We start from the raw sequence: 24,618 nt of genomic DNA on the forward strand, positions 1-24,618 counted from the left end.
ACCGACGCGCGCGGCACGGCTGTTGGCCACCTACGGCAGCCCGCTGTACGTCTACGACCTCGACCGGGTGCGGGCGGCGCTGGCCGACCTGCGCGCCGCACTGCCGCAGGGCGCCCACGTCCTGTACTCGCTCAAGGCCAACCCCCACATCGACCTCGTACGGGAGCTGCTGGCAGGCGGCTGCCGCGCCGAGCTCTCCTCCACCGGCGAGCTGAACACCGCGCTCGCGGCCGGTGCCGACCCGGCCACCTGCTTCTACACCGGCCCCGGCAAGACCGCCGAGGAGCTCCGCACCGCGATCACCGCCGGGGTGCGCACCTTCTCCACCGAATCGCTGGTGGATCTGCGCCGGGTGGCGCGGGTCGCCCGGGAGAGCGGGCGGGAGGTGGACTGCGTCCTGCGGGTCAACGGCGCCGAGGCGCCCGGCAGCGCGGGCATGCGGATGACCGGTGACTCCTCGCAGTTCGGCATCGACGCGGCGGCCCTCGCCGAGAGCGGTGAGGAGCTGCGCGGCGCCGATCTGAAGGGCGTACGGCTGGTCGGCTTCCACTTCTTCCCGCTGACCAACGCCGCCGACGAGGCGAGCCTGATCGCGGAGATGACCGCGAGCATCCGCACCGCCGCCACGCTCGCCGGTCAACTGGCCCTGGACGTCTCCGTACTGGACCTCGGCGGCGGTTTCGGCGCCCCCTTCGCGCAGGAGGGCGAGCGCCCCCGCTACCCGGGGCTTGCCAAGGCGCTCACGGCGGAGCTGGACCGGCACTTCCCCGCCTGGGCGGACGGCGCGACCGAAGTCCTCTTCGAGAGCGGGCGCCATCTGGTCGGTGACAGCGGCACCCTGCTCTGCACGGTCAGCGACGTCAAGGACAGCCGCGACACCCGCTTCGCCGTGCTGGACACCGGGATCAACCACCTGGGCGGGCTCTCGGGCATCGGCCGGCTGCTGCCGCTGTCGGCCGTGCCGCTCGCGATTCCGGCCGACTCGCCCGACGGCACCGGGGCGGCGGGCGGAGACCCGGAGGGTGCACCGGGCGGTACGGACACGCCCGGGCCCTCCCGTACCCGGCTGGTCGGGCCGCTGTGCACCCCCGCCGACACGCTCGGCCGGGGCTCGGTGGAGCTGCCGGACCTGGTGGTGGGCCGGCAGCTCGCCATCCCCAACGTCGGTGCCTACGGTGCGACGGCCAGTCTGCTGGGCTTCCTCAGCAGGCCGGCCGCCGCCGAGGTGGTGGTCGACGGACTGTACGGCGCGGACGAGCCGCGGGTGGTGTCGGCGACCCGGCTGGCCCTCGTCCGTGAGCCGGTCCCGGCACGGAGCGCGGAACCGGCGGGCGGCACGGACCGGCCGGATCACGGGCTGAGCGAGGAGAACGAGGAAAACAGCGAGGAGAACACGGTGGGGGAACGGACGTTGACGGGAACACCGGCCGAGGAGACCGGCGACAAGCCCGCTGAGAAGACCGGCGACGAGCCCTGGGACGCGGGCTATGTGACGGTGCTCCGCTCGGTACTGTCCAGACTGGGTACGGACGTCGGCCCGGAAACCAGTCTGCGCGCGGCAGGGCTCGACTCGCTGGCCCTGGTGGAGCTGCTGGTCCGGCTGGAGGAGACGTACGCGGTGACGATCCCCGACGACGACCTCAGCCCGGAGTCGTTCGCGACCGCCGGAAGTCTGTGGACGGTCGTGGAGAAGGTACGCGCGGGCTGAGCGGCCACCGCCCGGGACACGCCTGCCGTCCCACCGGCGTCCCGCCCGTACGGCGACGGCCGCGCCCGGATCACCGGGCGCGGCCGTCGGGGCCGTCACGGCTGTTGGCCGTCGGGCCGTTCAGGAGGGGACGCGGGCCATGAACTCGGAGCGGGCGAACTGGTGGTCCAGGGCGGGGTCGGCGCTGAGCACGGCCTGGTGGAGGCGCTGCACCGGACGGCACGGTTCGACGCCGAGGTCGTTGCGCAGCCGTTCCCGGAGCTGGAGAAAGCAGTTGAGGGCGTCCGCCTGCCGCTCGGATCGGTAATATGCCAACATCAAATGACGATAAAATGTCTCCCTGAGTGGGTAGTCATGGATGAGCCGGGTGAGTTCCGAGATGATGGCTCGGTGATTACCGAGCAGTAGGTCGAGTTCGATGCGGAGCTCCAGCGCGGCGACGTATTCCTCGTCGAGGCAGGTGGCGTACACGCTCAGTAGTTCACCGTCCGTGAGGCCGGCCAGCGCGGGCCCCCGCCAAAGGTCGAGCGCACCGCTCACCGCCTTGAATGCCGTAGGTAAATTCCCTGTGTCGAAATTATTTCTGGCTTCCTTCACCAGAATGTCGAAGTCGTGTTGGTCAAATTCCGCGCCGCCGAGCCGGAGAAGGTAGCCGGGCGGTTCCGTCACTATCTGCGCACGGCGCTCGGGCAATACGTCCGTGACCAGCTGGTTGCGGAGCTGCGCCATATAGACATGGAGCGCTCCACGGGCCTTGCGGGGCGGCTGATCAGCCCATATCTCGGTAATGAGACTCTGCGTCGATACGACCTCGCCCACCCGGGAGAGCAATGCCGCGAGCAGGACCCGTTTCTTACTGGCACTGGGCAGAAGCGACTTCCGCTGATCCTGTCGGTAGTCGGCCACCGAAAGCGGTCCGAGTACTTCGAAACGCACGTAGGTCCCCCATGTCGTAGTGCTTCTCATGCCACTCAAACAGGCCACCGGACCGCAACCGCCGCATCCGAAGGTGGGGGCACGACTCTGTTGCGCGCTGCATCGATTGCTCTGGCGGTCGCGGGTCGGTGTGGCTGAATTGAGATTACCCAGTCGCGCGCCGCTTGAGGGAAATCATCAAGGACGTGACGAAGTTCACATGGAAATTAGACAAAGTGTTCACCCGGATCGTGTGGCGCATGCCTCCGGAGGGAAGTCACGGCCGCGCGCCGTTTACTTTGTGTTCTCTTCAACCACTTCTTCGGGTGGTGCTTCAGCGGCGAATAAGCATCGCTTCACTGCGGGGCCAAGCAGCGGCTCCTAGCGTCGGTTCCGACCTGGGAGGTGTGCCGGTGAGAAAGTTCGCAGACCACTTTGCGAAGCAGTTTCAGGGCTGGGTCGAGACACGGCCCGACCACCCCGCGGTCGTCTTCGTCGAGGACTTCGACGAAGGCTGCGGCGGGCCCGTACTGACCTACGGAGAGCTGGACGCCCGGGCCCGGGCGCTGGCCGGCGGGCTGGTGGCACGCGAACTGACCGGGGAGCGGGTGCTGCTGCTCCACCCGACGGGGCTCGACTTCGCGGTCGCGATCCTCGGCTGCTTCCTGTCCGGCGCGGTCGGCGCGCCCGCCCCGCTGCCGGAGAGCAGCGGACGCGGTGACGCCCGGCTGACCGGCATCGTCGCGGACGCCGGGGTACGCCAGGTGCTCACGAGCCCCGGCTCCCGCACGGCGGTGGCGGAGTGGCTGGCCCGCGCCGGACTGAAGGACCGGGTGAGCGTGCACATCGAGGCCGAACTCGCCGAGCCCGGAGCGGTGTTGCCCGAGCCCGACCCGGCGGCGCTGGCGTTCCTCCAGTACACCTCCGGTTCCACCAGCGACCCGAAGGGCGTACTCGTCACCCACGCGGCACTGGCGCACAACGAGGCGCTGATCACCCGGGCCATGGGCTCCGACGAGAACACCCGGTCGGTCAGCTGGCTGCCGCACTACCACGACATGGGGCTCGTCGGTCAGCTGCTCGGCCCCCTCTTCTGCGGCGGCACCTCCTACGTCATGTCGCCCCTGGCCTTCCTGCGCCACCCGCACCGCTGGCTCAGAGCCGTCAGCGAGCTGCGCGGCACGGTCACCGTCGCACCGGACTTCGGGTACGCGCTGGTCACCCGGCGCACCACCGACCGCCAGCTCGCCGAACTCGACCTGTCCGCCCTGCGGATCGCGCTCAACGGCTCCGAGCCCATCCACGCCGCCACCCTGGAGCGGTTCGCCGAACGGTTCGCCCCCGCCGGTCTCGACCCGGCCGCCATCACCCCCTGCTACGGAATGGCCGAAACGACACTGCTGGTCAGCAGCGCCCCGGTCGGATCGGGCTTCCGCTCGCTCGACGTGGCCGCCGACGCGCTCGCCGGTCACCGGCTGGTTCCCGCCAAGGACCCAGCCCGCTCCGAGGACCCCGCTCCCGGCGGCCGGACCACCCGGCTGGTCAGCAGCGGCCGGGTCGCCGGTTTCGACCTGCGCGTCGTCGACCCGGACACCGCCCGCGAACTGCCCGGCGGGCACATCGGGGAGATCTGGCTGCGGGGCGGTTCGGTGGCCGCGGGCTACCACGACAACAAGGACGCCACCGAGGCCACCTTCGCCGCCCGGCTCTCCGACGGCGACGGACCGTTCCTGCGCACCGGCGACCTCGGTGTCCTGCTCGACGGCGAGCTGTACGTCACCGGCCGCCGCAAGGAGATGCTGATCGTCAACGGGCGCAACCTCTACCCGCAGGACCTCGAACTGACCGTCCGCACGGCCGACCCGCTGTTCGCCGACGGCTCCACCGCCGTGTTCACCGCGCCGCTCTCGCCCGGCGGCCCCGAGGTGGTCGTCGCCGTACAGGAGGCCCGGCCCGGACGGCTGCGCGACCACGACCCGCAGACGCTGGTGACGGCCGTCCGGCGCGCCCTGCTCGCCGAGCACGACGCCCACCTGGGCGCGCTGGTGCTCGTCCCGGTGGGCGCGGTCGAACGCACCACGAGCGGCAAGATCCGGCGCGGTGGCATGCGGGACCGCTTCCTCTCCGGCGGACTGCGCGAGCTGTTCGACAGCAGGCGGCCCACGGGCACGGACGCAGGGGGCGGCACGAAAGCCAGCACCGCCGCCCCCTCCGGGCTGCCCACCACCACGGCAGGTGCGCCGCGATGAACCCCACCCCCACCGGGACCGCCCCCGCGCCCACCGCCACCGGGACGCCCCCGATACCCACCGCCACCGGGACCCCCCTGACACCCGTCGCCGCCGCCGAGGACCTGGAACGGCGCCTCGGTCCCGTCGACCCGGCCGACGCCCGGGCCCGGGACCTCGCCGACGCGCAGGAAGTCTTCCCCCAGGCGGACATCGACGCCCTGGACTCCATCGGGCTGGCCCGCCACTACGTGCCCGCCGAGCACGGCGGGCTGCTGCGCGACTACCCGGCGACCGCCGCCATGATCCGTGCCGTGGCCGCCCGCGACCTCACCGCGGCCATCGCCCACGGCAAGACGTTCCTGGGCGCGGTGAGCGTGTGGGTCGGCGGCAGCGCCGAGCAGGCCGCCCGGGTCGCCGAGCGGGTCTCGGCGGGCGTCCCGGTCTCCTGGGGCCTCACCGAACGCGGCCACGGCAGCGACCTGGTGGCCGGGGAGGTGACCGCGTACCCGGCCGGTGACCGGGTCCGGCTCGACGGCGAGAAGTGGCTCATCAACAACGCCACGCGCGGCGGGCTGGTCACCGTGCTCGCCCGGACCGACCCGGCGGGCGGCCCGCGCGGCTTCGGCCTCTACCTCCTGGACCGCCGCACCGCGGGCGACGCCTACCGGCCCCTGCCCAAGGTCCGCACGCTCGGCATCCGGGGCGCCGACATCAGCGGGTTCACCCTCGACGGCGTCCTGCTCGACCCCGTGGCGGGCCGTGTCGGCGCCCCGGGCAGCGGCCTGGAGACGGTGATGCGCTCGCTCCAGCTCACCCGCACCCTGTGCGCCACCCTTTCCCTCGGCGCCGCCGACCACGGGCTCGCGGAGGCCGCCCACTTCGCCACCGGACGCCGTCTGTACGGACGGTCGCTGCTGGACCTGCCCGCCGCCTCGCGGACCCTCGCCGAGTGCTACGCCGACCATCTGCTGCACGAGGCGTTCGCCACGTTCGCCACCCGCGCGATCCACACCCTGCCCGGTGAACTCGGCGTGCTGGCCCCGGCGGTGAAGTACCTCGTGCCGGTCGGCACCGAGCAGCTGCTGACCCGGCTACGGCGGCTGCTGGGCGCCCGCGCCTGGCTGCGGGACGTCCGCGGCACCGACGTGGCGCCCGGCGCGGGCGTCTTCCAGAAGATCGAACGTGACCACCGGATCGTCTCCCTCTTCGACGGCAACACGGTGGTCAACCTCAACTCGCTCGTCAGCCAGTTCCCGCTGCTGAGCCGCGCCCACCGGACCACCCGGCCGACGGAGGAGGGCCTGCTCCGGGCGGCCGGGCTGACCGCCCCGCTGCCCCCGGCGAACCCGGCCCGGCTGCGGCTGATGCCCACCAAGGGGGCCGGGCTGCTGCACGACCTGCCCGCCGCCGTCACCGAGCTCGCCGAACTCGCCGTCCAGCGGCCGGGGTTGGTACCGGCGGCGGCATCGGCCCGGCTGCTGGCCGACCGGGTGCGTGACCTGCTCGTGGACATCGCCGGGCAGCCCATCGTGCCGCCGGACGTACCCGCGTACGCCTTCGAACTCGCCCGCCGCCTCACCTGGGCGCTCGCCGGAGCCGCCGCCGTACGCCTCTGGCTGGGCAGCCACGCCGACGTCACGCAGGACGCCCTCGGCCCCGACTCGCTGTGGGAGGACGGCCGTTGGCTGCACGCCGCGCTCGACCGCGTCCACACCCGGCTGACCGCCGGACATCGTCCGACGGCCGAGGAGGAACGGGCCCTGGAGGACACCTACGCGGCCCTGACCGGCGAACTGCTGCACCAGAGCGCCGAGTTCCGGTTCCCCTCACTGCTGCACATCCGAAGGGCGGAGGCACTGTGACCAGAGCGACCACCACGACCGACGCCCCCACAGCGGACGGCACCACCACCCCGCTCGGCTTCCCGGTCGCCGACCGGCCCGGCCCCCTGACGGAGCTCCTCGGCGACCCCTACGCCCCGGACAACCCCACCGGTTACGAAGCGGCCCTGGCCGCCGACGACCGGGGCGAACCCTTCGCGGCGGGCGAGCTCGTCCTCGACCGGGCGGGGCTGAACGCCGAGTACGTGCCCGCCGCGCTCGGCGGCCGCCTCTCCGGCGTCGACGCCCTCGTACGCGGGCTGCGCCCCGTCTTCCGGCTCGACGCCGGGCTCGGCCTTGGCCACGGACTGACCACGCTCATGGCCGCGTTGAACGTCTGGACGGCCGGTGACACCGCCCAGCGCGCACGGGTCGCCCGGCTCCTGCTCGACGGCGGACGGCTCAGTGTCGCGTACCACGAGCTGGAGCACGGCAACGACCTCAGCGACAACAGCCTGCGCGCCGACCCGGCGCCCGGGGGCTTCACGCTGCACGGCGAGAAGCGCGTCATCAACAACACCGACCGGGCCGCGGGCGCCGTCGTCTTCGCCCGCACCACCCCGCGCGGCCCCCGGCCCACCGGCCGCGACCACTCGCTGCTCCTGCTGGACGACCTGGAGCGCCTGGACGCCCTGCCCGCCGACACCTTCCGGCGGCTGCCGCGCCTGCGCACCTCCGGACTGGCCGGATGCCGTCTCGGCGGCTTCGCGTTCGACGGCTGCCCGGTGCCCGCCGACGCCCTGCTCGGCGGGGCGGGCGAGGGCACGTCCGTGGCGCTGCGCTCCTTCCAAGTCAGCCGGTGCGTCACCGCCGGAGCCGGTACGGCGCTGCTGGAGGCGGCCCTTTTCGGCGTGCACCGGTTCGCCGCCGGACGGGTGCTGTACGGGCGGCCGGTCAGCGCGCTGCCGCACGCCCGGTCCCTGCTCGCCGGAGCCTTCGCCGACCTCCAGATCGCCGGGGCCCTGGCCCGCGCCGCCGCCCGCGCCCTGCACCTGTACCCGGCCGCCGCCGGGCGCTACGCGGCGACCGCCAAGTACCTCGTACCGAAGCTGGTCGAGGACGCCCTGTCCGACCTGGCCGTCCTGCTGGGCGCCCGCAGCTATCTGCGGGAGGGCCCGTACGCCTTCGTCGGCAAGCACCTGCGGGACATCGCCGGGCTCAGCATCGGCCACGCCGGGGGCGTCAGCTGCCAGCTGACCGTGCTGCCCGAGCTGCCCGGACTGCGCCTGACCGGGCCGCCCGCCGGTCCGGAGCTGTTCGACGACTCCCCGCCGCCCCCGCTCGACCCGGCCGCGCTGCGGCTGCGCGGCAGCCGCGAGGACCCGCTGCTGACCGTGCTCGCCCACGCCCTGGACGCGGCGCCCCGCCACCCCGGCCTGGAGCCCGTGGCGGCCGGGCTGCGGGCCGAACTCGACTCCGTACTAAGGGAGTCGGCCGCGCTGCCGCCCGCCGCCCGGGGGGTCGCCGCCGGTCACCGGGCGCTGGAGCTCACCGAGCGGTACGCCTGGCTGCTGGCCGCCGCCGCGTGTGTGGGCACGGCCGCGCGGACCGGCCCGTCCGGCGGCGCGGTCGACCCGCGCTGGCTGCACGCGGTGCTGGAGCGGATCGGCCGGCGCTCCGGACGGCTCGCGGAGCCGCGCGACCCCGCCCCTCTCGACGTGCTGTTCACCGAGCTCCAGGACCGCGTCGCCGCCGGACTCAGCCTCGACATCGACCCCGAACCCGTCGCCCGCCGGCCGGTCTGAACCGGCCCGAGCATCAGGAGCATCATCGTGAACACCTCCGACAGCACTGCCCGGACCGCCCCGGAGACCGTCGGCGGCGGCCACGCCCGGCCCGCCGACGTGGAGGAGGTCGTCGACTGGCTGGCCGGGCGCGTCGCCGAGTACCGGGAGATCCCCGCCACCGACGTCGACCCGTACGTGCCGCTGGCCGAACTCGGCCTGGACTCGGTGTACGTGCTGAGCCTGTGCGGCGATGTGGAGGACCACTACGGGCTCGTCGTGGAACCGACCGTCGCCTGGGACCACCCGACCGTCGCCTCCCTGGCCAAGCACCTCCACGCGGAACTGACCGGCGGCACCTCATGAACGCCCCGGAGCGGGCCGTCGCGATCGTCGGCATCGACTGCCGGTTCCCCGGCGCCCCGGACCGGGAGGCGTTCTGGCGGCTGCTGACCACGGGCGGGGTCACCGCCGGGCCCGTGCCCGCCGGACGCTGGCGGTCCGGGGACGGCGATCCCGGGGGCACCGCCACCCCCGTCTCGCTGATCGACGACGCGGACGCCTTCGACCACCGCTTCTTCGGCGTCTCCCCCGTCGAGGCGGCCGGGATGGACCCCCAGCAGCGGCTGCTGCTGGAGACCGCGTGGCGGGCCGTGGAGGACTCCGGGGTCAGCCCCCTCTCCCTCGCCGGGGGCAGCACCAGCGTGCACGTCGGCATCATGTCGAGCGAGTGGGCCAACCTGCACCTCGCCGACCACCGCGCCATGACCACCCACCGGGGCAGCGGCAACGGCTACTGCATGGCCGCCAACCGGCTCTCCTACCACCTGGACCTGAAGGGGCCGAGCATGGCGGTCGACACCGCCTGCTCCTCCTCGCTGGTGGCCGCCCACCTCGCCTGCACGGGGCTGCGGGCGGGTGAGGTGGACACCGCGCTCGTCGGCGGCGTCAACCTCATCCTCACCCCCGCCCTGTCGATCTTCTACCAGCAGGCCGGGCTGGCCGCCGCCGACGGCCGCTGCAAGCCGTTCGCCGCCGGGGCCGACGGCATCGGCCGGGGCGAGGGCGTGGCCGTGGTGGTGCTGCGCAGGCTCAGCGACGCGCTCGCCGACGGCCAGCGGGTCTACGCGGTCATCGAGGGCGGCGCGGTCGGCTCCGACGGCCGCAGCAACGGGCTGACCGCCCCGAACCGGTTCTCCCAGGCCGAGGTGGTCCGGACCGCCTACCGGCAGGCCGGGGTCGGGGCGGGCGACGTGCACTTCGTCGAGGGCCACGGCACCGGCACCCGGCTCGGCGACATGATCGAGGTACGGGCGCTCGGCGACGTCCACGCCGGGCGGGCCAGACCGGCGCTGCTCGGCTCGGTCAAGGGCAACGTCGGGCACCTGGAGGGCGCCGCCGGTATCGCCGGACTCGTCAAGACGGCCCTCGCGCTGGAGCGGCGCACCCTGCCCGGCACTCCGGGCGGCGCCGAGAACACCGAACTGCGCCTGGCCGAACACGGGTTCCGGCTCGTCGGCGCCACCGCCAGGCTGCCGCGCGGCCGGGTGGTGGCGGGCGTCTCCAGCTTCGGCCTCGGCGGCACCAACGCCCACCTGGTGCTGTCCTCGCCGCCCGAGCGGGCCGATATCCGGCGCCCTGCGGTCGGCGGCCGGTCCGTGCCTCAGGACCGGTCCGTGCCGAAGAGCCCGACCGTGTCGTACGGGCGCCCCGAGGAGGACGCGATGGTGGTGACGGTCAGCGCGGCCACCCCCGAGACCCTGTCGGCGAACGTGGCCGCCGTACGGGAGGCCGTCGCCGCCGAGAACCCCCGGCGCACCGCTCAACTCGCCTGGTCCAGCACGGTCGTCAAGGACGGGCTGCGCCAGCGCGCCACGCTCGCCGGGCTCGGCCGCTACGGGCTGCTCGACGCCTGCGACGAGTGGCTGCGCGAGGCGGCCGACAGCCCCCGCCCCCCGGCCGCCGCCGCCCGCCGCGCCCGGCCCCGGGTGGCGCTCGTCTTCACCGGCCAGGGCAGCCAGTACGCCGGGATGACGGCGGCCCTGCTGCGCCACTGCCCGCCCTACCGGCGGCACCTCGCCGAGGCGTCGGCCGCGCTCGGCGAGCTGGGGGACGGCCCGCACACCACGGTCGAACGGCTGCTGACCGGCGAGCGGCCCGCCGACCTCGACCACACCGGCCTCGCCCAGCCCGCGCTGTTCGCCGTCCAGTACGCGCTCGCCGCCACCCTCATGGATGTCGGCCTGCGACCGGCGGCGGTGCTCGGCCACAGCGTCGGCGAGTACGCGGCGGCCGTCACCGCCGGGGCGCTGGAGCTCTCCGACGCCGCCGAACTGGTCCGGGCCCGGGGCGCGCTGATGGGCGAACTGCCCCGGGGCGGCGCCATGCTGGCCGTCGAGGCGAGCGAGGAACAGGTCGCCCCGGTCGTTGCGGCAGCCGCCCGGGGCCGGGTGCTCGGCATCGCCGCGGTCAACGGGCCCGCCGCCGTCACCCTCAGCGGCCAGGCCGAAGCCGTCAACCAGGCCGGGGCGCTCCTGCGGGAGGCCGGTCACCGTACGCGTCCGCTACGCGTGTCACACGCCTTCCACTCGGCGCTGATGCGCCCCGTGGTCGCCCCCTTCACCGCGCTCGCCTCCCGCGTCCCGCCCGGGGAGGCCCGTATCCCGCTGTACTCCACCCTCCGCGAGGAGCAGCCCCGGAAGCTGGACGCCGACTACTGGGCCGAGCAGATCTGCGCGCCCGTACGCTTCGACGCCGCCGTCCGCAGGCTGGCCGGGACCGCCCCCACCCATGTGGTGGAGGTGGGGCCGCGCCCGCTGCTGCTGGGGCTGGTCCGCGCCCGGCTCGGCGAGCACACCGCGCTCGCCTGCTCGGCCGGTCCGCGCTCGACCGGCGGTGAGCTGGCGGGCGTCGTCGCCGCCCTGCACCGCGACGGCGCCGACCTCGACCTCTCCCGCTGGTACGCGCCCGAGCAGCGGGTCCGGCGCCCGCTGCCCGGCTACGTCTTCGACCGCTCCTCCCGCTTCTGGTGGACGGCGGAGACGGTGACGGCCCCGCCCGCCGCCACCCCCGAGCCGGTGGACGGCCCGGGTCCGATGCCCACCGGGCCGTCCGCCCCTTCGCCCGACGGGCCGTCAGAACCCGTCCCCGTACAGGCGAAAGACCCCGCACCCGATCCCCGTACGACCAACACCTCCCCGGCCGGGGCCACCCCGGCCGCCACCCCCGCCGTCGACCTGGCGGAGCTCGTACGGAGTGTGATCCACCAGGTCACCGGCCATGAGATGGCCGCCCTCGGACCCCACGCCGACCTCACCGAGCTCGGCTTCGACTCGATCATGGTCCTGCGCCTGGTCGACGAGATCGAGGAGGCGGTCGGCCCGGTCGACGTGGAGGCCCTGCTGCCCAGCCTCACCACCGTCGGCGAACTCATCGACCACCTGCGCCAGGCCCACCCCGCTCCGGAAGGAGTTCCGTCGTGACCCACCTCCTCCTCGGCACCGGCAGCGCGCTGCCCGGTGAACCGATCGACAACGAGCGGCTCAAGGAGCGGTTCGGCACCGATCCCCGCTGGGTGGACCGCTTCATCGGCACCCGCGTCCGGCACCTGGGCGTCGACCTGGACACCGGCAAGCCGACCCATACTCTGGTCGACCTGGCCACCGAGGCGGCGGAGGCGGCGCTCGCCGACGCCGGGCTCGAACCGCACGACATCGACGTCCTGGTCCTGGCCACCGCTTCGCCGGACCACCTGATGCCCGCGTCGGTCAATCTCGTCGCCGACCGGCTGGGCCTCCAGGCCGTGCCCACCTACCAGCTCCAGTCCGGGTGCGCGGGGGCCGTGCAGGCGCTCTCCCTGGCCGGGCGCATGCTCGACGACGAGCACCGCACCGCGCTGGTCATCGGCGCCGACAGCTGCGCCAAACACCTCGTCCTCGACCACGACTTCGCGGCCCTGCCCCCGAGCGAACTCGTCAACTACGTCATCTTCGGCGACGGCGCGGGCGCCGCCGTCCTCGGCCTGCCGGAGGAGCCCGACGCGCCCGGCACCCACCTGGGTACCGTCCGCAACGGCTTCGTCGGGGCCGGGCGCGATCCCGGCCAGATCATCCGCTGGTTCGGCGCCGCCGACCGCACCAGCGGCGAACAGCCCGTCGCCGAGGACTACAAGGCCATCGAGGCGGGTGTTCCGGCCCTGGCCGCCGATGTGCTCGCGGACCTGCTGGACCGTACCGGGTGGGCGGCCGGATCGATCACCCATCTGCTGCCACCGCAGCTCGGCGGCCGGATGACCGAGCAGATCACCCGGGGGCTGGTCGAGCGGTTCGGTCTGACCGCCACCGAGATCAGCTGTGTCGCGGAGACCGGCAACAACGGCAACGCCCTGCCCTTCCTCCAGCTGGACCGGCTCTTCCCGCTGACCCCCGGGGACCGGGCGCTGGCCATCGCCATCGAGTCGAGCAAGTGGATACGCACCGGCTTCGCCCTGGAGGGAAAGTGAGCGCCGACACCACCCTGGACGCGGTGCGGAAGCTGCGCGACAGCGGCAGACTCGCCGATCACTGGCCGGAGTTGGCGCGGCTCCTGGCCACCGCCGACCCGGCGCTGACGGCCCGCGCCGGGGCCCTGCTGGCAGGCGTCGACCACGCCGCTGCCCACCGGGCCCACCCCGGGCTGCCGCTGCTGGACGTGGCGTTGACCGGCAGCGGTACGGTCTCCCCGCTGGCCACCCGGCTCACCGGGGAGCTGGCCCGCCAGCAGATCATCGGCCGGGTCACCGCGGGCGACCCCGGCGGCTACGCCCTCGCGCTCGCCGAGCCCGCCACCGCCGATGTCACCCTGTGCGTGCTGGACGCCTCGGCGGTCTTCGACCGCGTACCGCACCCGGTGTGGACGGCCGACGACGTCGCCGCCGCCTGCGACGGGCTCCTGGCCCAGCTGGACGCGGCGGCCCGTTCGTACACCGCCGGGGGCGGCGCGCTCGTGCTGACCACCGCGCCGCTGTGGCCGCTGTGGACCGACCAGATCCTGGACCTGCGCGAACGCGCCCGCCTCGGGGCCGTATGGCACCGCTTCACCGCCGGTCTGCTGGAGCTCGGCACCGGGGCCGTCGAGGGTCTGTACGTCATCGACCTCGACCCGGTCGCCGCCGCCACCGGACCCGCCCGCGACCCCCGGCTGGAGATCTACGCCCACATCGCCTACAGCGACGCCCTGCTGGACGCGCTGGCCCGCCGGTTCGCGCATCTCGTACGGGCCCTGCACGGCCGCCCCCGCAAGAGCCTGGTGCTCGACCTGGACGGCACGCTGTGGGGCGGCACGCTCGCCGAGTCCGGCGGGTCCGGCCTCGACATGGCCGAGGGGTTCCGCGGCGAGTCGCACCGCCGGTTCCAGCGGGTCGCCGCCCAACTGGGCAGTCAGGGCGTCCTGTTGGCGGTGTGCAGCAAGAACGATCCGGCCGAGGTGGACGAGGTCCTGCGCGGCCACCCCGATCTGCTGGTGCGCCGGGACGACTTCGTCACCGTCGTCGCCGACTGGGCGCCCAAGGTGGACACCGTCGGGCAGGTGGCCGAGCGGATCGGCATCGGTACCGACAGCCTCGTCTTCGTCGACGACAGCGCCACCGAGACCGGCCTCGTCCGCCTCAAGCGGCCCGAGATCGCCGTCATCGACGTCGATGCCCGCGAACCCGCCACGCACGCCGACCGGTTGCTGGCCGAGGGCTGGTTCGACAGCGCCGCCATCACCGACGAGGACCGCGCCCGCGCCGGGCGCTACCGCACCGAGGGGCGCCGGGCCGAGTTCCGGGCCGGTTTCTCCTCCCTCACCGACTACCTCAAGGAACTCGACACCACCCTCACCCTGTTCGCGCCCGGCCCCGGCGATGTCCACCGCCTCGCCCAACTGACGCAGCGCACGAACCAGTTCAACCTGACCACGGTGCGCATGGACGAGGCGGCGGTGCGGGCCGCACTCGCCGACCCGGCGGTCCTGGTCAGCCCCGTCCGGGTCGCCGACCGGTTCGGCGAGCACGGGGTGATCGGAACCGCCTTCCTGCGGCGGACCGGTAACCGGGTCGAGATCGACAACCTCGTCATGTCCTGCCGGGTGCTCGGGCGCGGGATCGAGTCGGCCTGGCTGCGCGAACTCCTGCGGTGGGCCGCCGCGCACGGCGCCACCGAGGTCACCGCCGACTACCGGCCCACCCCCCGCAACGGCCGGGTCGCCGCCCTCTACCCCGACCACGGCTTCACCGAACTGCCCGACCGGGGCGAGGGGTTCCACCGCTACCGGCACGACCTCACCACCCTGCCACCGGCCGTCGAGCACCTCACGGTCGTCAGCGAACTGCCCGCACCCGGCCCCGTACCCCCTACAGCAGCCACCGCCCCGACCGAGGAGACGCGATGAGCACCACCACCCTGGACACCGAAGGGTTCCTGACCCTCCTCCGCGACGAGACCGGTCTGGCCGTCGGCACCGGCGACCTCGACACCGACTTCGACGATCTGGCCGACTGGGACTCGGTGATGCTGCTCAAGCTGCTCACCGCCGTCGAGCAGGCCACCGGCCGCCCGGCCCCCATGCTGGAGGTCCTGGAGGCGCGGACCCTGCGCGCGGTGCACACCGCGATAGCCCGGTGAGGCCGCCGGTCCTGCCGGTGCCCCGGGCCCGCCGTCACACCCTGCACTTCCTCCACCACGCCCGTACCGCCGCCCCCGTCCATCTGGACGCGGAGGCCGACGCGACCGCGCTGCTCGCCCACCGGGCCGCCGCCGCCCGGCCCGTCTCCGTGGTCACCCATGTCGTGCACGCGGTCGGCCGGGTCCTGGCCCGCCACCCCGACGCCAACGCCGCGTACGCCGGAGGCCCGCGCCCCCGGCTCGTCCGCTACCCCTGGGTCGACGTCAAGCTGACCCTGGACCGGGTCGTCGACGACACCCGCGTGGTGCTCTCCTCCGTGCTGACCGACGCCGACCGGGCCTCCCGCTCCTTCCTCCAGGCCCGCATCACCCGGCTGGCCACCACCGACCCGGAGGACCTGCCGGAGTTCGACGGCGTACGAGCGCTCCGCAGGCTGCCGCACCCCGCAGGACGGATCGCCTTCGCCGCCGCCAGCCGGACGACCCGGCGCCACCGCCACCTCGGCACCGTCGCCGTCACCTCCCTCGGCCACCGCCGGGTGCTGCGCTTCTTCAGCCACGGCGGTACGGCGGTGACCGTCGGCGTGGGCCGGATCACCGACCGCCCGGTGGTACGCGACGGCGCGGTGGTCATCGCGCCCGTCCTGCCGCTCTCCCTCACCTTCGACCACCGCGTACTGGACGGCGCCGAAGCCGCCGACGTCCTCGACGACCTCGTCGAGACCCTGGGACGCGCACCCACCCCGGAGCCCCCCGATGCCGCTCGCTGAACCGCCGCTCGAACTGCTCCCCGACCCGGCCGCCCCGGTCTGGGGGCATCTGACCGCACGCTGGCGGCGCCACGGCGTGGTCGTCGGCCACGCCGAGGAGGCGCGGTGGGGCGGAGGGCGTACGGGCTCCCGGGCCCTGGTCGCCGCCACCGTCGGCCATCTGCTGCACCTGCCCGCCGAGCGGGTGGGCCTGGAACGGGACCGGCGCCGCCGCCCCTACCCGGTGGACCGGCAGAGCGGCGAACGCCTGCCCGTCGACCTCAACCTCAGCCACACCGACGGCCTGTTCCTGCTCGGCGTCAGCCGTAAGGGGCGCATCGGCGTCGACGTCGAACGCGCCGACCGGGACATCGCCCCCGGACCACGCATGCTCGCCCACGTCTGCCACCCCGGCGAACGCGACGCCCTCGCCGAACTGTCGCGCCGGGCACGCACGGAGGCCATCGCCAAGCTGTGGGTCTGCAAGGAGGCGGTCGCCAAGGCGGACGGGCGCGGGCTGCTGTTCGACCTGTCCTCCGTCCGCGCGGACGCCCCGCCGCCCGGCTGGCGGCTGGCCACCACCCGGCTGCCGAGCCGCCGCACCCCCGCCGGGTACTGGATCGGCGCCGCCCTGCGCGAAGGGAGCGCGGCATGACCGTCACCCCCGCCGGGGCGGTGCCGCCGGTCGCCGAACTGGCCGACTTCGCCGCCCTGCACGCGAAAGCGCTCGGCATCGGCCGTACGGAGCTGCGCCAGGGCCTCGACGCGATCCGCCGCGACGGCACCCCCGAAGCCTGGCCGCGGACCTGGAACCGCCTCGCCGAGCACCACACGCGCGCCGGGTACCCCCTGCACGCCTGCCGCGCGCACGTCCTGGCCCGGTTCCCCTACCCGGCCGACGAGCACCGCCGTACCGCCACCGACCGCGCCGTACGCGCCTTCGACACCTGGCGCCGCTCGCACGGCGGCATCGACCGGCTCGAACTCGGCCTGAGCGGCGGCACCCTGGCGGCCTGGACCGCCGGTCTCACCCCGCGCGCGGGACGGCCGCTGCTGCTGGTCCTGGGGGGCATCATCAGCGTGAAGGAGCAGTGGGCGCCCTTCCTGACGGCGGCGCGGCGGCTGGGCGTCGCGGTGGTCGTCACGGAGATGCCCGGTGTCGGTGAGAACACCCACCGCTACGGCCCGCACAGCACCGCGATGATCCCCGAACTCCTCGACGAGCTCGGCCCGGCGAGCTGCGCCGCCGGGGTCCAGGTGGTCGCCCTCAGCTTCGCCGGACAGCTCGCCCTGAGCGCCGCCGAGGACCCGAGGATCACCGCCGTCCACACCGTCGGCGCCCCCACCGACGGCGTCTTCCGCGACCCCGCCGTCTGGGCGGACCTCCCGCGGACCACCACGGCCACGCTCGCCTACCTCGCCCAGCGGGAACCGGAGCAGACCCGGAAGGAGCTGGCCGCTCTGGCACTGGACGAGGAGACGCTGGCGCGGGTACGGGTACCGGTCCGTTACGTGGCCAGCAGGCGGGACGAGATCATCCCCCGCCGGGAGTGGGAACGCCTCGCCGAGCGGCTGCCGGACTTCACCTGGGTGGAGTTCGACGATGTGCACGGCTCCCCGGCCCACCTCACGGACACCCGGCTGTGGCTGCTGCGCGGTGTGCTCGACACCCTCGGCGACCGGCGCGCCCGGGCGGCGGGCGCCGTGCTGGCCCTGCGCGGGAACACCGGCCGGGGCGGCACCACCCGTACGCGCGGTACCGGCTGTACGGCCGTGGGCCGTGCACCCGCCGACCGTACGTCCCCGGGGAGCGCGTCCGCCGACCGTACGCACGCCGACCGGCGCCAGGAAGGGAGCCGGAGATGATCACCCCTGCCCTCACCCGCCCGGCCCCGGCGGGGCTGCCCGAGCCGAACAGGCCAACGTCACCGCCCGGTTCGGCCGGGCCCGTCACCCTGGTCTGCCTCCACCACGCGGGCGGCAACTCCTCGGCGTTCCGGGAGTGGCGGAACGCGCTGCCCGAGGGGTTCGTCGCCCACCCCGTCCGGCTGCCCGGCCGCGACGGCCCCGTCACCACGCCCCGCCGCCACCCCGGTCTGGCCGCCCTCGTGCGTGAGCTCGACGAGCAGCTGGCCGAGGAAGTCCCGTGCCGGTACGCGGTGTTCGGGCACAGCATGGGCGCGATGCTGGCCTTCTGGCTGGTCCAGCGGCGGATGGCACGCGGCGGGCCGCTGCCCGAGCTGTTCCTCGCCGCCGCCTACGCCGCACCGCACCTCGCCGGGTCCCTGCTCGGCGTCACCAGCGAGGACGCCGTGGACGCGCTCGACGACGTGACCCTCGCCGAACGGCTGCGGGCCGCCGGTGGTCTGCCCGCCGAACTGCTGGCCCGTCCGCAGTGGTTGCGCCTGCTGCTCGGCACCGTACGCGAGGATCTGCGGCTGTGCGCCGCGCACCGTTACGTGGCCGCTCCCCGGCTCCCGATGCCCGTGCACGTCTTCGGCGGCCGGAGGGACCCGATCGTCTCCGTCGAGCAGCTGCGCGGCTGGCGGGAGCACGCGGCCGGTGACTTCGGCTGCGAGATCCTCGACGGCGGCCACTTCCTCGTCCAGGAACCGCACGCCGGACTGCTGCCCGCGCTGCGCCGACGGCTCACCCGGACCGTGCCCGGGCCGCAGGCCGTCGGCGCGTCCCCCGGACCCCGGACCGTCGGCCCGTCCCCCAGCCCGCAGACCGCCAGTACGTCCCCCGCTCCCACCCGAACGAAGTGAGAGGCCCGCACACCGTGAACACCGACACCACAGACGTCTGCGTGGTCGGCGGCGGCCCCGCCGGACTGGCGCTCGCCCTCGGCCTCGCCGGAGACGGCCACGAAGTCGTCGTCCTCGAACAGAGCCCCCGCTTCGACCGCAGCTTCCGCGGCGAGTCGCTCTCCCCCGACGGGGTGTGGCTGCTCGACCGGCTCGGCGTCCTGGACACCGTCGTCGAGCGCGGCGCGCTGGTGGTGGAGCGGCTGGAGATCGCGGAGAACGGACGCGTCGTGATGAGCGCCGACTTCGCCGACTACCCCTACGCCCAGCGCTACCCGATGGAGATACCGCAGCCCACCCTGCTGGCCGCCCTCGCCGAGGCCGGAGCCGCCTACCCGGGCTTCGACCTGCGCCAGGGCGCCAAGGTGACGGCCCTGACCGAGGAGGACGGGGATGTCACCGGCGTACGGTACCGGGGCGCCGACGGCGAGGAGCGCGAGCTGCGCGCCCGGCTCGTCGTCGGCGCCGACGGCCGCTACAGCAAAACCCGCGAACTCTCCGGCCTCGCCTACGACAAGCAGCCGCTGGAGCGGGACGTGGTCTGGCTCCGGATGCCCCGCCCGGACGGCTGGCAGCGCGCCTGCTACCGCATCCGGCTCCAGGGCTCCCGCCACGGGCTGTTCATCCCCACCTACCCCGACGACATCCGGATCGGCTTCAACATCCCCAAGGGCGGGCTGAAGGAGCTGCGCAAGGGCGGCATCGAACAACTGCACCGCCGTATCGACGAGATCGCGCCGGAACTCTCCCAGGGCTTGCGCGAGTCGGTCACCGGATGGTCGGGTACCACCGTGCTGGACATCTTCACCGTCGCCACCCCCGAGTGGTCCCGGCCCGGCCTCACCCTCATGGGCGACGCCGCGCACACCCTGACGCCCATCCTCGGCCAGGGCGTCAACCACGCCCTCATCGACGGCCACACCCTCGCCGGACTGCTGGACCGTCCGCTGCGCGCCACCGGCCGCCGGGGCTCCGAGCTGATCCGCACCGCCACGCTGCGCTTCCAGCACCAGCGGGAGGAGGCCGTACGGATCTCCCGGGGGCTCCAGATGCGCCAGGAGCGGGCGTTCACCTACGACAACCAGCTCGCGGTGGCCGGCCGCTCGGCTCTGTACCGCATCATGAACCGGAGCCGGTACCTCCAGAAGCGCGTCCTGTGCTCGGCCTACTTCCAGCTCCAGCCGGAGCTCGCCCGGTGAACGTCCCACCGCACGACGAGGGTCCCGCCGAAGGCTCCGCCGGGCGGGACCCTCGCCGCGTCTCCGGGGCGGGCGCGGGCCCGGGCCCGGGGGACGGCGCGGGTCGGCGGCGGCCCGGCGCGGGGCGGCGGCCCGGCGCGGGGCGGCGGCCCGGCGCGGGGCGGCGGCCCGGCTGGCTGGCGCTCGCCGCGTTCACCTCCGCCTTCGCCGCCTTCGAGACCGTCAAACACCAGGGCTGGACCCTGGCCGCCGCGGCGGCAGGCGCCGCCCTGCCGCTGCTCGCCGCCCGGCTGCCCGGCCGGGCAGTGGCCCTCGCCGTACGGCACCCGCTGCCCCCGGTACTCGTCCTGGCCGCCGCGACCTTCCTCACCGACAGCCAGACGCAGGCCGCGCCGTGGTTCACCCTCGGCCTGACCTGGCTCACCACCGTCGCCGTCCTCCGCTCCCGCCGCTGAAACCGGGCGCCGCCCCGCGCCCGAACTCTTCCGCGAGTCCCGCCGGGTTCCGCGGGTTTCGCGGGTTCCGCGGGTTCCGCGGGTTCCGTGAGGGGCAAGCGGTGCATAAGCGGAGACTCAGCCGCCCCTGTGACCGTGGACCGTGGAACGAACACCGACTCCGCCGTCCTCACCGGGAGAGCGAATGGAAACCGAGACCGCCGTCGAGACCACCGGCACCGGGTGCCCGCGCGGCTACCCGTTCCACCGGCCGTCCGCGATCGAGATACCGCCGATCTACCAGGAGCTGCGGAGCAGCGAGCCGGTCGCCCGGGTCCTGCTGCCCAGCGGGGACATCGGCTACGTCGTGAGCCGTTACGAGGACGCCAAACTGGTGCTCGCCGACCCGAGGTTCAGCCGGGCCGCGATGGTGGCCGAGGGCGCCCCGCAGCTCACCGTGGCGCCCATGCCTCCCGGCAGCCTGTTCTCCACCGACCCGCCCGAGCACACCCGGCTGCGCAAGCTGGTCATGGGCGAGTTCACCGGCCGCCGCGTCCGGGCCCTGGAACCGCGCATCCAGGAGCTGACCGACGCGCTGCTGGACGAGATGGAGAAGAACGGGGGCGGCCCCGTCGACCTCAACGAGATGTTCGCCTTCCCGCTGCCCGTCCAGGTCATCTGCGAACTGCTCGGCGTGCCCTTCGAGGACCGGGAGCAGTTCCGCGCCTGGTCCAACGCCATCGTCTCCCTCACCAACCACACGGCCGAGGAGATGATGACCCAGCGCATCGAGATGGCCGGTTACATCCACGAGCTGATCAACAAACGGCGCGAGGAGCCCGGCGACGACCTGCTCAGCGCGCTGATCACGGCCCACGACGAGCGCGACGCCCTCGACCAGTCCGAGCTCATCATCATGGCGATGACCATCCTGGTGGCCGGTCACGAGACCACGGTGAGCATGATCGGCGCCTGTGTGCTGACCCTGCTGCGCCACCCCGAGCAGCTCGCCCGGGTCATCGAGGACCCGGACGCGGTCAGCGGCTTCGTCAACGAGCTGCTGCGCGTCAACCCCATCGGTGACGGCGGCCCGTTGCGCATCAGCCTGGAGGAGGTGGAGATCGCCGGGACCGTCATCCCCAAGGGCAGCGCCGTCATGGCCGCCGTCGCCTCCGCCAACCGGGACGCGCAGGTCTTCGAGGACGGCGAGGAGTTCCGCCCCGACCGCGAGCACAACCCGCACCTGGCGTTCGGCCACGGCATCCACCACTGCCTGGGTGCCGCGCTCGCCGTCGCCGAACTGCGCATCACCATGGCCTCGCTCTTCCGCCGCTTCCCCACCCTGCGGCTGGCCTGCGACATCGGCGAGCTGCGCATGAAGACCGGCATGCTGGTGCACGGCCTGGAGAAACTGCCCGTCACCTGGTGACCGGCCGGCGACGCGCGTTCACCCCCGGAGCGCGCGTGCCCGGCCCGGAGGCGCGGGTGGCACCGGACGTCGGTCCGGCGCCACCCGCGTACTCGTGTCTCATCCCCTGCAGCCCTACGCCACCGATCTACGCCACCGAGCGCACCCGCAGCACCAGCACACCGCCCAGCGCCGTCACCAACGCCACCAGCAGATACAGCCCGCCGTATCCGGCCACCGCCAGCACCGGCACGGCCAGCACCGGAGCCAGGACCTGCGGCGCCGCCACCGCCACCGCGAACAGCCCCAGATCCCGGCCGGTGTCCCGCGCGGACGGCAGCACGCTCGCCACCACCGCCAGATCCACCGCCAGGAACGTCCCGAACCCCGCCCCCACCAGCAGCCCGGCGCACAGGGCCACCGGCCAGGCCGGTGCCACCGCCATCAGCGTCCCGCCCGCCGCCATCAGCAGCCCGCCGCCCGCGACGAACACCTTTCGCCGTCCCACCCGGTCCGACCAGCGGCCCGCGCCCAGCGCCGACGCCATCGCGGACAGGACCGTCACCGCCGTGATCATCATGGTGGCCCGCTGCGGATCGGGCACCCGCAACTCGTCGGTCAGGTAGTAGAGCAGGTACTGGGTGATCAGGGCGAAGCCCAGCACGACGAGGAACTTGCTCACCCACGTCCACAGCACGTCCGGCTCCCGCAGCCCCCGCCGCGCACCGCCCGCCGTCACCACCACCGGCCGGGGCGCCTTCGGCTCCACGGCGACCGCCCACAAGCCCTGCCCGGCACGCGCGTCATCCCCGGCACGCGAGCCCGCCCCAGCCCGCGCGTCCCGCTCCGCATGGCCGATCAGGAACGGAACCACCGCCACCAGCACCAGCGCCGCACAGGCCAGATACCCCGCCGACAACCCTTTGACCAGCTGGTTCACCACCACCGTGCCCAACAGCGCACCCAGCATCTGGGACAGCCCCGCCCAGCCCGCCACCGAACCGAGCTGCTCACGCGGCACCCGGTCCGGCACCGTGGCCACCAGGCCCGCCTGCACCGAGGAGAGCCCCAGCTGCGCCACCACCCACCCGGCCAGCATCCACCCCGGTCCGGGCGCCATCGACAGCAGCGCCAGACCGAGCGCCCCCACCGCCGCGCCCCCGGCGATCCACGGACGCCGACGGCCGAACCGGGACCTCGTACGGTCGCTCGCCGCCCCCAGCAACGGCACGGCCAGCATCGTCACCAGCGCGCCCACCCCGGTCGCCAGACCCAGCAGCTCGGTCTTCGATTCCGGGGCGAACTTCTCGGCCTGCCGCGCGAGTTGTACCCCCATGGGGGTGAGCACGCCGAGCCACATGCCGGTGCTCGCGATGGTGTACCGGGCCGTCCAGCCCCGGCCGACCGGTGGCCGGTCCCCGGCCCCCGGCAGGGTACGGTCAGGGCCACCACCGGATTCGGCGTCATCCGCCGCGGTGACCGTCGTGTCCTGTGTCATCCCACTCTCCCGGCTGGTGAACCCCATCGACGTCCCCAGCGTCACCACCGGTGATGACGAGCGACTTGGGCGGCACCTAAGCGCGCCTGAAGCGACCGTTGGTGTACTGCCGAAGCCCCCACCCGACGGAAGGCGACGCCCCCGACATGCCCACCATCACCACCCGGACCGAGATCGCCGCACCCCCGCAGCGGGTGTGGGACGTGCTCACCGACTTCCCCGGCCACCAGGAGTGGGACCCCTTCTTCGTCCGGCTCGAAGGCACCCCCCGCCCCGGCGAGACCCTGGCCGTCACCATCGCCCCGCCCGGCGGCAAGCGGATGGACTTCCGCCCCCGCGTCGTCGAGCTCGACGCCCCCCACCGCCTCGCCTGGCTCGGGCGGCTGCTGGTGCCCGGGATCTTCGACGGGCGCCACAGCTTCGAACTCTCCGCGCTTCCCGACGGCGGCACCCTGCTGCGCCACGGTGAGCGCTTCTCCGGCGTCCTCACCCCCTTCGGCCGCGGCATGCTCGCCCGTACCACCGCCGGTTTCGAAACGTTCAACGACGCACTCAAGAAGCGCTGCGAACAGTGACGTTCACCCGCCGTATGCCCGAATCCCCTACGGTGACGCCCGATCGGCGCGATGATCGACCCACACAGTCACCCACGGCACGGACACAGACACACGGGGCCGGACGGCGCCCCGGAAGGACGGAGACCTCACCATGCCGGACCCGCTGACCGCCGAGCGCGACCCCCGCACCCTCCGGTGGGCGGCCATCGCCCTGGCGGCCGCCGGTGTGCTCCTCGCCCTGTACCCGGCGCTGCGCCCCTACAGCGACGAGACCACCCTCGACGGCGCGGACGCCATGGCCTCCGGCCGCTGGGCCCTCTCCCACCTCGCGGGCATGCTCGCGTTCATCCTGATGCCGCTCGGACTGATCGGCGTCCGCGCCGCCGTCACCGGCACCCCGGGCCGCCGGCCGATGACCGCCGCGTTCCTCACCGCCTGGTTCGGCGCCGGTCTGGCCCTGCCGTACTACGGCGGCGAGGTCTTCGGCCTCCAGGCCATCAGCGAGGAGGCCGCCCGCACCGGTGACGCCGAGCTGCTCACCCTGGCCGACTCCGTCCGTATGGACGCCGCACCGGCCGCCGTCTTCGGCATCGCCATGCTGCTGTTCGCCGCCACCGGAGTGCTCGTCGCCCTGGCCCTCACCCGCTCGGGCCTCGCCGCCCGCTGGCTGGGCTGGCCGTTCGGCGCCGCCCTCGTCCTGTATCTGCCGCAGTTCTTCGGCGGCCCCCCGGTACGGATCGCGCACGGCGTGCTCACCGCCGTCGGCTTCCTCCTGCTCGCCCGCTGGCTGCTCACCCGCACCCCTGACGCCGGTACGGAACGCCAGGCTCCGCCCGCCTGACCGTACGCTCCCGCGTCGTTCCA

Annotated in this window: 19 protein-coding genes and 1 pseudogene; 18 read left to right on the forward strand and 2 right to left on the reverse strand. The window is 74.1% G+C overall.

Annotated elements, in window-relative coordinates; translation table 11 throughout:
• Positions 1 to 19: 19 nt before the first annotated feature.
• Positions 20 to 1,708: a hypothetical protein gene (locus tag B7C62_15835; protein ARF77194.1), complete on the forward strand. Its 1,689-nt coding sequence runs from the start codon at positions 20 to 22 to the stop codon at positions 1,706 to 1,708.
• Between the two features lie 120 nt (positions 1,709 to 1,828).
• Here B7C62_15835 and B7C62_15840 read toward each other — a convergent pair whose 3' ends face one another.
• The gene (locus B7C62_15840; protein ID ARF73563.1) at positions 1,829 to 2,674 is read right to left on the reverse strand and encodes a hypothetical protein; all 846 of its coding nucleotides are present in this window, start codon (positions 2,672 to 2,674) and stop codon (positions 1,829 to 1,831) included.
• Between the two features lie 185 nt (positions 2,675 to 2,859).
• Between B7C62_15840 and B7C62_15845 the strand changes: the two genes are divergently transcribed.
• The 15 genes and pseudogenes from B7C62_15845 to B7C62_15915 all read left to right on the forward strand — a co-directional run bounded on the left by B7C62_15845 (position 2,860) and on the right by B7C62_15915 (position 21,720).
• Positions 2,860 to 4,872 (forward strand): hypothetical protein, encoded by a 2,013-nt coding sequence (locus tag B7C62_15845; GenBank protein ARF73564.1) that lies wholly within the window; start codon positions 2,860 to 2,862, stop codon positions 4,870 to 4,872.
• A pseudogene (locus B7C62_15850) lies at positions 4,869 to 6,929 on the forward strand (hypothetical protein). Before B7C62_15845 ends, B7C62_15850 begins: the two are co-directional and overlap by 4 nt.
• 11 nt (positions 6,930 to 6,940) lie before the next feature.
• The gene (locus tag B7C62_15855) at positions 6,941 to 8,479 is read left to right on the forward strand and encodes a hypothetical protein (protein ARF73565.1); all 1,539 of its coding nucleotides are present in this window, start codon (positions 6,941 to 6,943) and stop codon (positions 8,477 to 8,479) included.
• Between the two features lie 27 nt (positions 8,480 to 8,506).
• Entirely contained in the window at positions 8,507 to 8,824 is a 318-nt protein-coding gene (locus B7C62_15860) for a hypothetical protein (protein ARF73566.1), read from the forward strand.
• Complete coding sequence (locus B7C62_15865; protein ID ARF73567.1) at positions 8,821 to 11,940, forward strand: hypothetical protein; 3,120 nt, start codon at positions 8,821 to 8,823, stop codon at positions 11,938 to 11,940. The genes B7C62_15860 and B7C62_15865 overlap by 4 nt, the downstream gene beginning before the upstream one ends.
• A complete protein-coding gene (locus B7C62_15870) occupies positions 11,937 to 12,959 on the forward strand; it encodes a 3-oxoacyl-ACP synthase (GenBank protein ID ARF73568.1) in 1,023 nt (340 codons plus the stop codon). Before B7C62_15865 ends, B7C62_15870 begins: the two co-directional genes overlap by 4 nt.
• Positions 12,956 to 14,869, forward strand: a complete 1,914-nt coding sequence (locus B7C62_15875; GenBank protein ID ARF73569.1) for a hypothetical protein — start codon at positions 12,956 to 12,958, stop codon at positions 14,867 to 14,869. Before B7C62_15870 ends, B7C62_15875 begins: the two co-directional genes overlap by 4 nt.
• The gene (locus tag B7C62_15880) at positions 14,866 to 15,102 is read left to right on the forward strand and encodes a hypothetical protein (GenBank protein ID ARF73570.1); all 237 of its coding nucleotides are present in this window, start codon (positions 14,866 to 14,868) and stop codon (positions 15,100 to 15,102) included. Before B7C62_15875 ends, B7C62_15880 begins: the two co-directional genes overlap by 4 nt.
• A complete protein-coding gene (locus B7C62_15885) occupies positions 15,099 to 15,872 on the forward strand; it encodes a hypothetical protein (GenBank protein ARF73571.1) in 774 nt (257 codons plus the stop codon). The genes B7C62_15880 and B7C62_15885 overlap by 4 nt, the downstream gene beginning before the upstream one ends.
• Positions 15,859 to 16,506 (forward strand): hypothetical protein, encoded by a 648-nt coding sequence (locus B7C62_15890; protein ARF73572.1) that lies wholly within the window; start codon positions 15,859 to 15,861, stop codon positions 16,504 to 16,506. The genes B7C62_15885 and B7C62_15890 overlap by 14 nt, the downstream gene beginning before the upstream one ends.
• Positions 16,503 to 17,717 (forward strand): hypothetical protein, encoded by a 1,215-nt coding sequence (locus B7C62_15895; protein ID ARF73573.1) that lies wholly within the window; start codon positions 16,503 to 16,505, stop codon positions 17,715 to 17,717. Before B7C62_15890 ends, B7C62_15895 begins: the two co-directional genes overlap by 4 nt.
• Entirely contained in the window at positions 17,714 to 18,619 is a 906-nt protein-coding gene (locus B7C62_15900; protein ARF73574.1) for a hypothetical protein, read from the forward strand. The genes B7C62_15895 and B7C62_15900 overlap by 4 nt, the downstream gene beginning before the upstream one ends.
• Before the next feature lie 41 nt (positions 18,620 to 18,660).
• Positions 18,661 to 19,857 (forward strand): oxidoreductase, encoded by a 1,197-nt coding sequence (locus B7C62_15905; protein ARF77195.1) that lies wholly within the window; start codon positions 18,661 to 18,663, stop codon positions 19,855 to 19,857.
• Positions 19,854 to 20,312: a hypothetical protein gene (locus tag B7C62_15910; GenBank protein ARF73575.1), complete on the forward strand. Its 459-nt coding sequence runs from the start codon at positions 19,854 to 19,856 to the stop codon at positions 20,310 to 20,312. Before B7C62_15905 ends, B7C62_15910 begins: the two co-directional genes overlap by 4 nt.
• Positions 20,313 to 20,496: 184 nt before the next feature.
• Positions 20,497 to 21,720 (forward strand): monooxygenase, encoded by a 1,224-nt coding sequence (locus B7C62_15915; GenBank protein ARF73576.1) that lies wholly within the window; start codon positions 20,497 to 20,499, stop codon positions 21,718 to 21,720.
• Between the two features lie 127 nt (positions 21,721 to 21,847).
• Here the strand turns inward: B7C62_15915 and B7C62_15920 are convergent, their stop codons facing one another.
• Positions 21,848 to 23,197, reverse strand: a complete 1,350-nt coding sequence (locus B7C62_15920; GenBank protein ID ARF73577.1) for a hypothetical protein — start codon at positions 23,195 to 23,197, stop codon at positions 21,848 to 21,850.
• A gap of 146 nt (positions 23,198 to 23,343) precedes the next feature.
• On the opposite strand from B7C62_15920, the gene B7C62_15925 reads away from it, so the two are divergent.
• Together B7C62_15925 and B7C62_15930 are read left to right on the forward strand one after the other, a co-directional pair.
• The gene (locus B7C62_15925) at positions 23,344 to 23,772 is read left to right on the forward strand and encodes a hypothetical protein (protein ARF73578.1); all 429 of its coding nucleotides are present in this window, start codon (positions 23,344 to 23,346) and stop codon (positions 23,770 to 23,772) included.
• Between the two features lie 133 nt (positions 23,773 to 23,905).
• The gene (locus B7C62_15930) at positions 23,906 to 24,595 is read left to right on the forward strand and encodes a hypothetical protein (GenBank protein ARF73579.1); all 690 of its coding nucleotides are present in this window, start codon (positions 23,906 to 23,908) and stop codon (positions 24,593 to 24,595) included.
• The last annotated feature ends 23 nt before the right edge of the window (positions 24,596 to 24,618 follow it).

The sequence above is a fragment of the Kitasatospora albolonga genome (assembly GCA_002082585.1).
GTDB classification, from domain to species: Bacteria; Actinomycetota; Actinomycetes; order Streptomycetales; family Streptomycetaceae; genus Streptomyces; species Streptomyces stephensoniae.

Excerpts from the sequence above, each read along its gene's own strand:
- B7C62_15840 (ARF73563.1), bottom strand. The coding sequence starts at position 2,674 with ATGAGAAGCACTACGACATGGGGGACCTACGTGCGTTTCGAAGTACTC.
- B7C62_15865 (ARF73567.1), top strand. The coding sequence starts at position 8,821 with ATGAACGCCCCGGAGCGGGCCGTCGCGATCGTCGGCATCGACTGCCGG.
- B7C62_15880 (ARF73570.1), top strand. The coding sequence starts at position 14,866 with ATGAGCACCACCACCCTGGACACCGAAGGGTTCCTGACCCTCCTCCGC.
- B7C62_15890 (ARF73572.1), top strand. The coding sequence starts at position 15,859 with ATGCCGCTCGCTGAACCGCCGCTCGAACTGCTCCCCGACCCGGCCGCC.
- B7C62_15895 (ARF73573.1), top strand. The coding sequence starts at position 16,503 with ATGACCGTCACCCCCGCCGGGGCGGTGCCGCCGGTCGCCGAACTGGCC.
- B7C62_15900 (ARF73574.1), top strand. The coding sequence starts at position 17,714 with ATGATCACCCCTGCCCTCACCCGCCCGGCCCCGGCGGGGCTGCCCGAG.
- B7C62_15915 (ARF73576.1), top strand. The coding sequence starts at position 20,497 with ATGGAAACCGAGACCGCCGTCGAGACCACCGGCACCGGGTGCCCGCGC.
- B7C62_15920 (ARF73577.1), bottom strand. The coding sequence starts at position 23,197 with ATGACACAGGACACGACGGTCACCGCGGCGGATGACGCCGAATCCGGT.
- B7C62_15925 (ARF73578.1), top strand. The coding sequence starts at position 23,344 with ATGCCCACCATCACCACCCGGACCGAGATCGCCGCACCCCCGCAGCGG.
- B7C62_15930 (ARF73579.1), top strand. The coding sequence starts at position 23,906 with ATGCCGGACCCGCTGACCGCCGAGCGCGACCCCCGCACCCTCCGGTGG.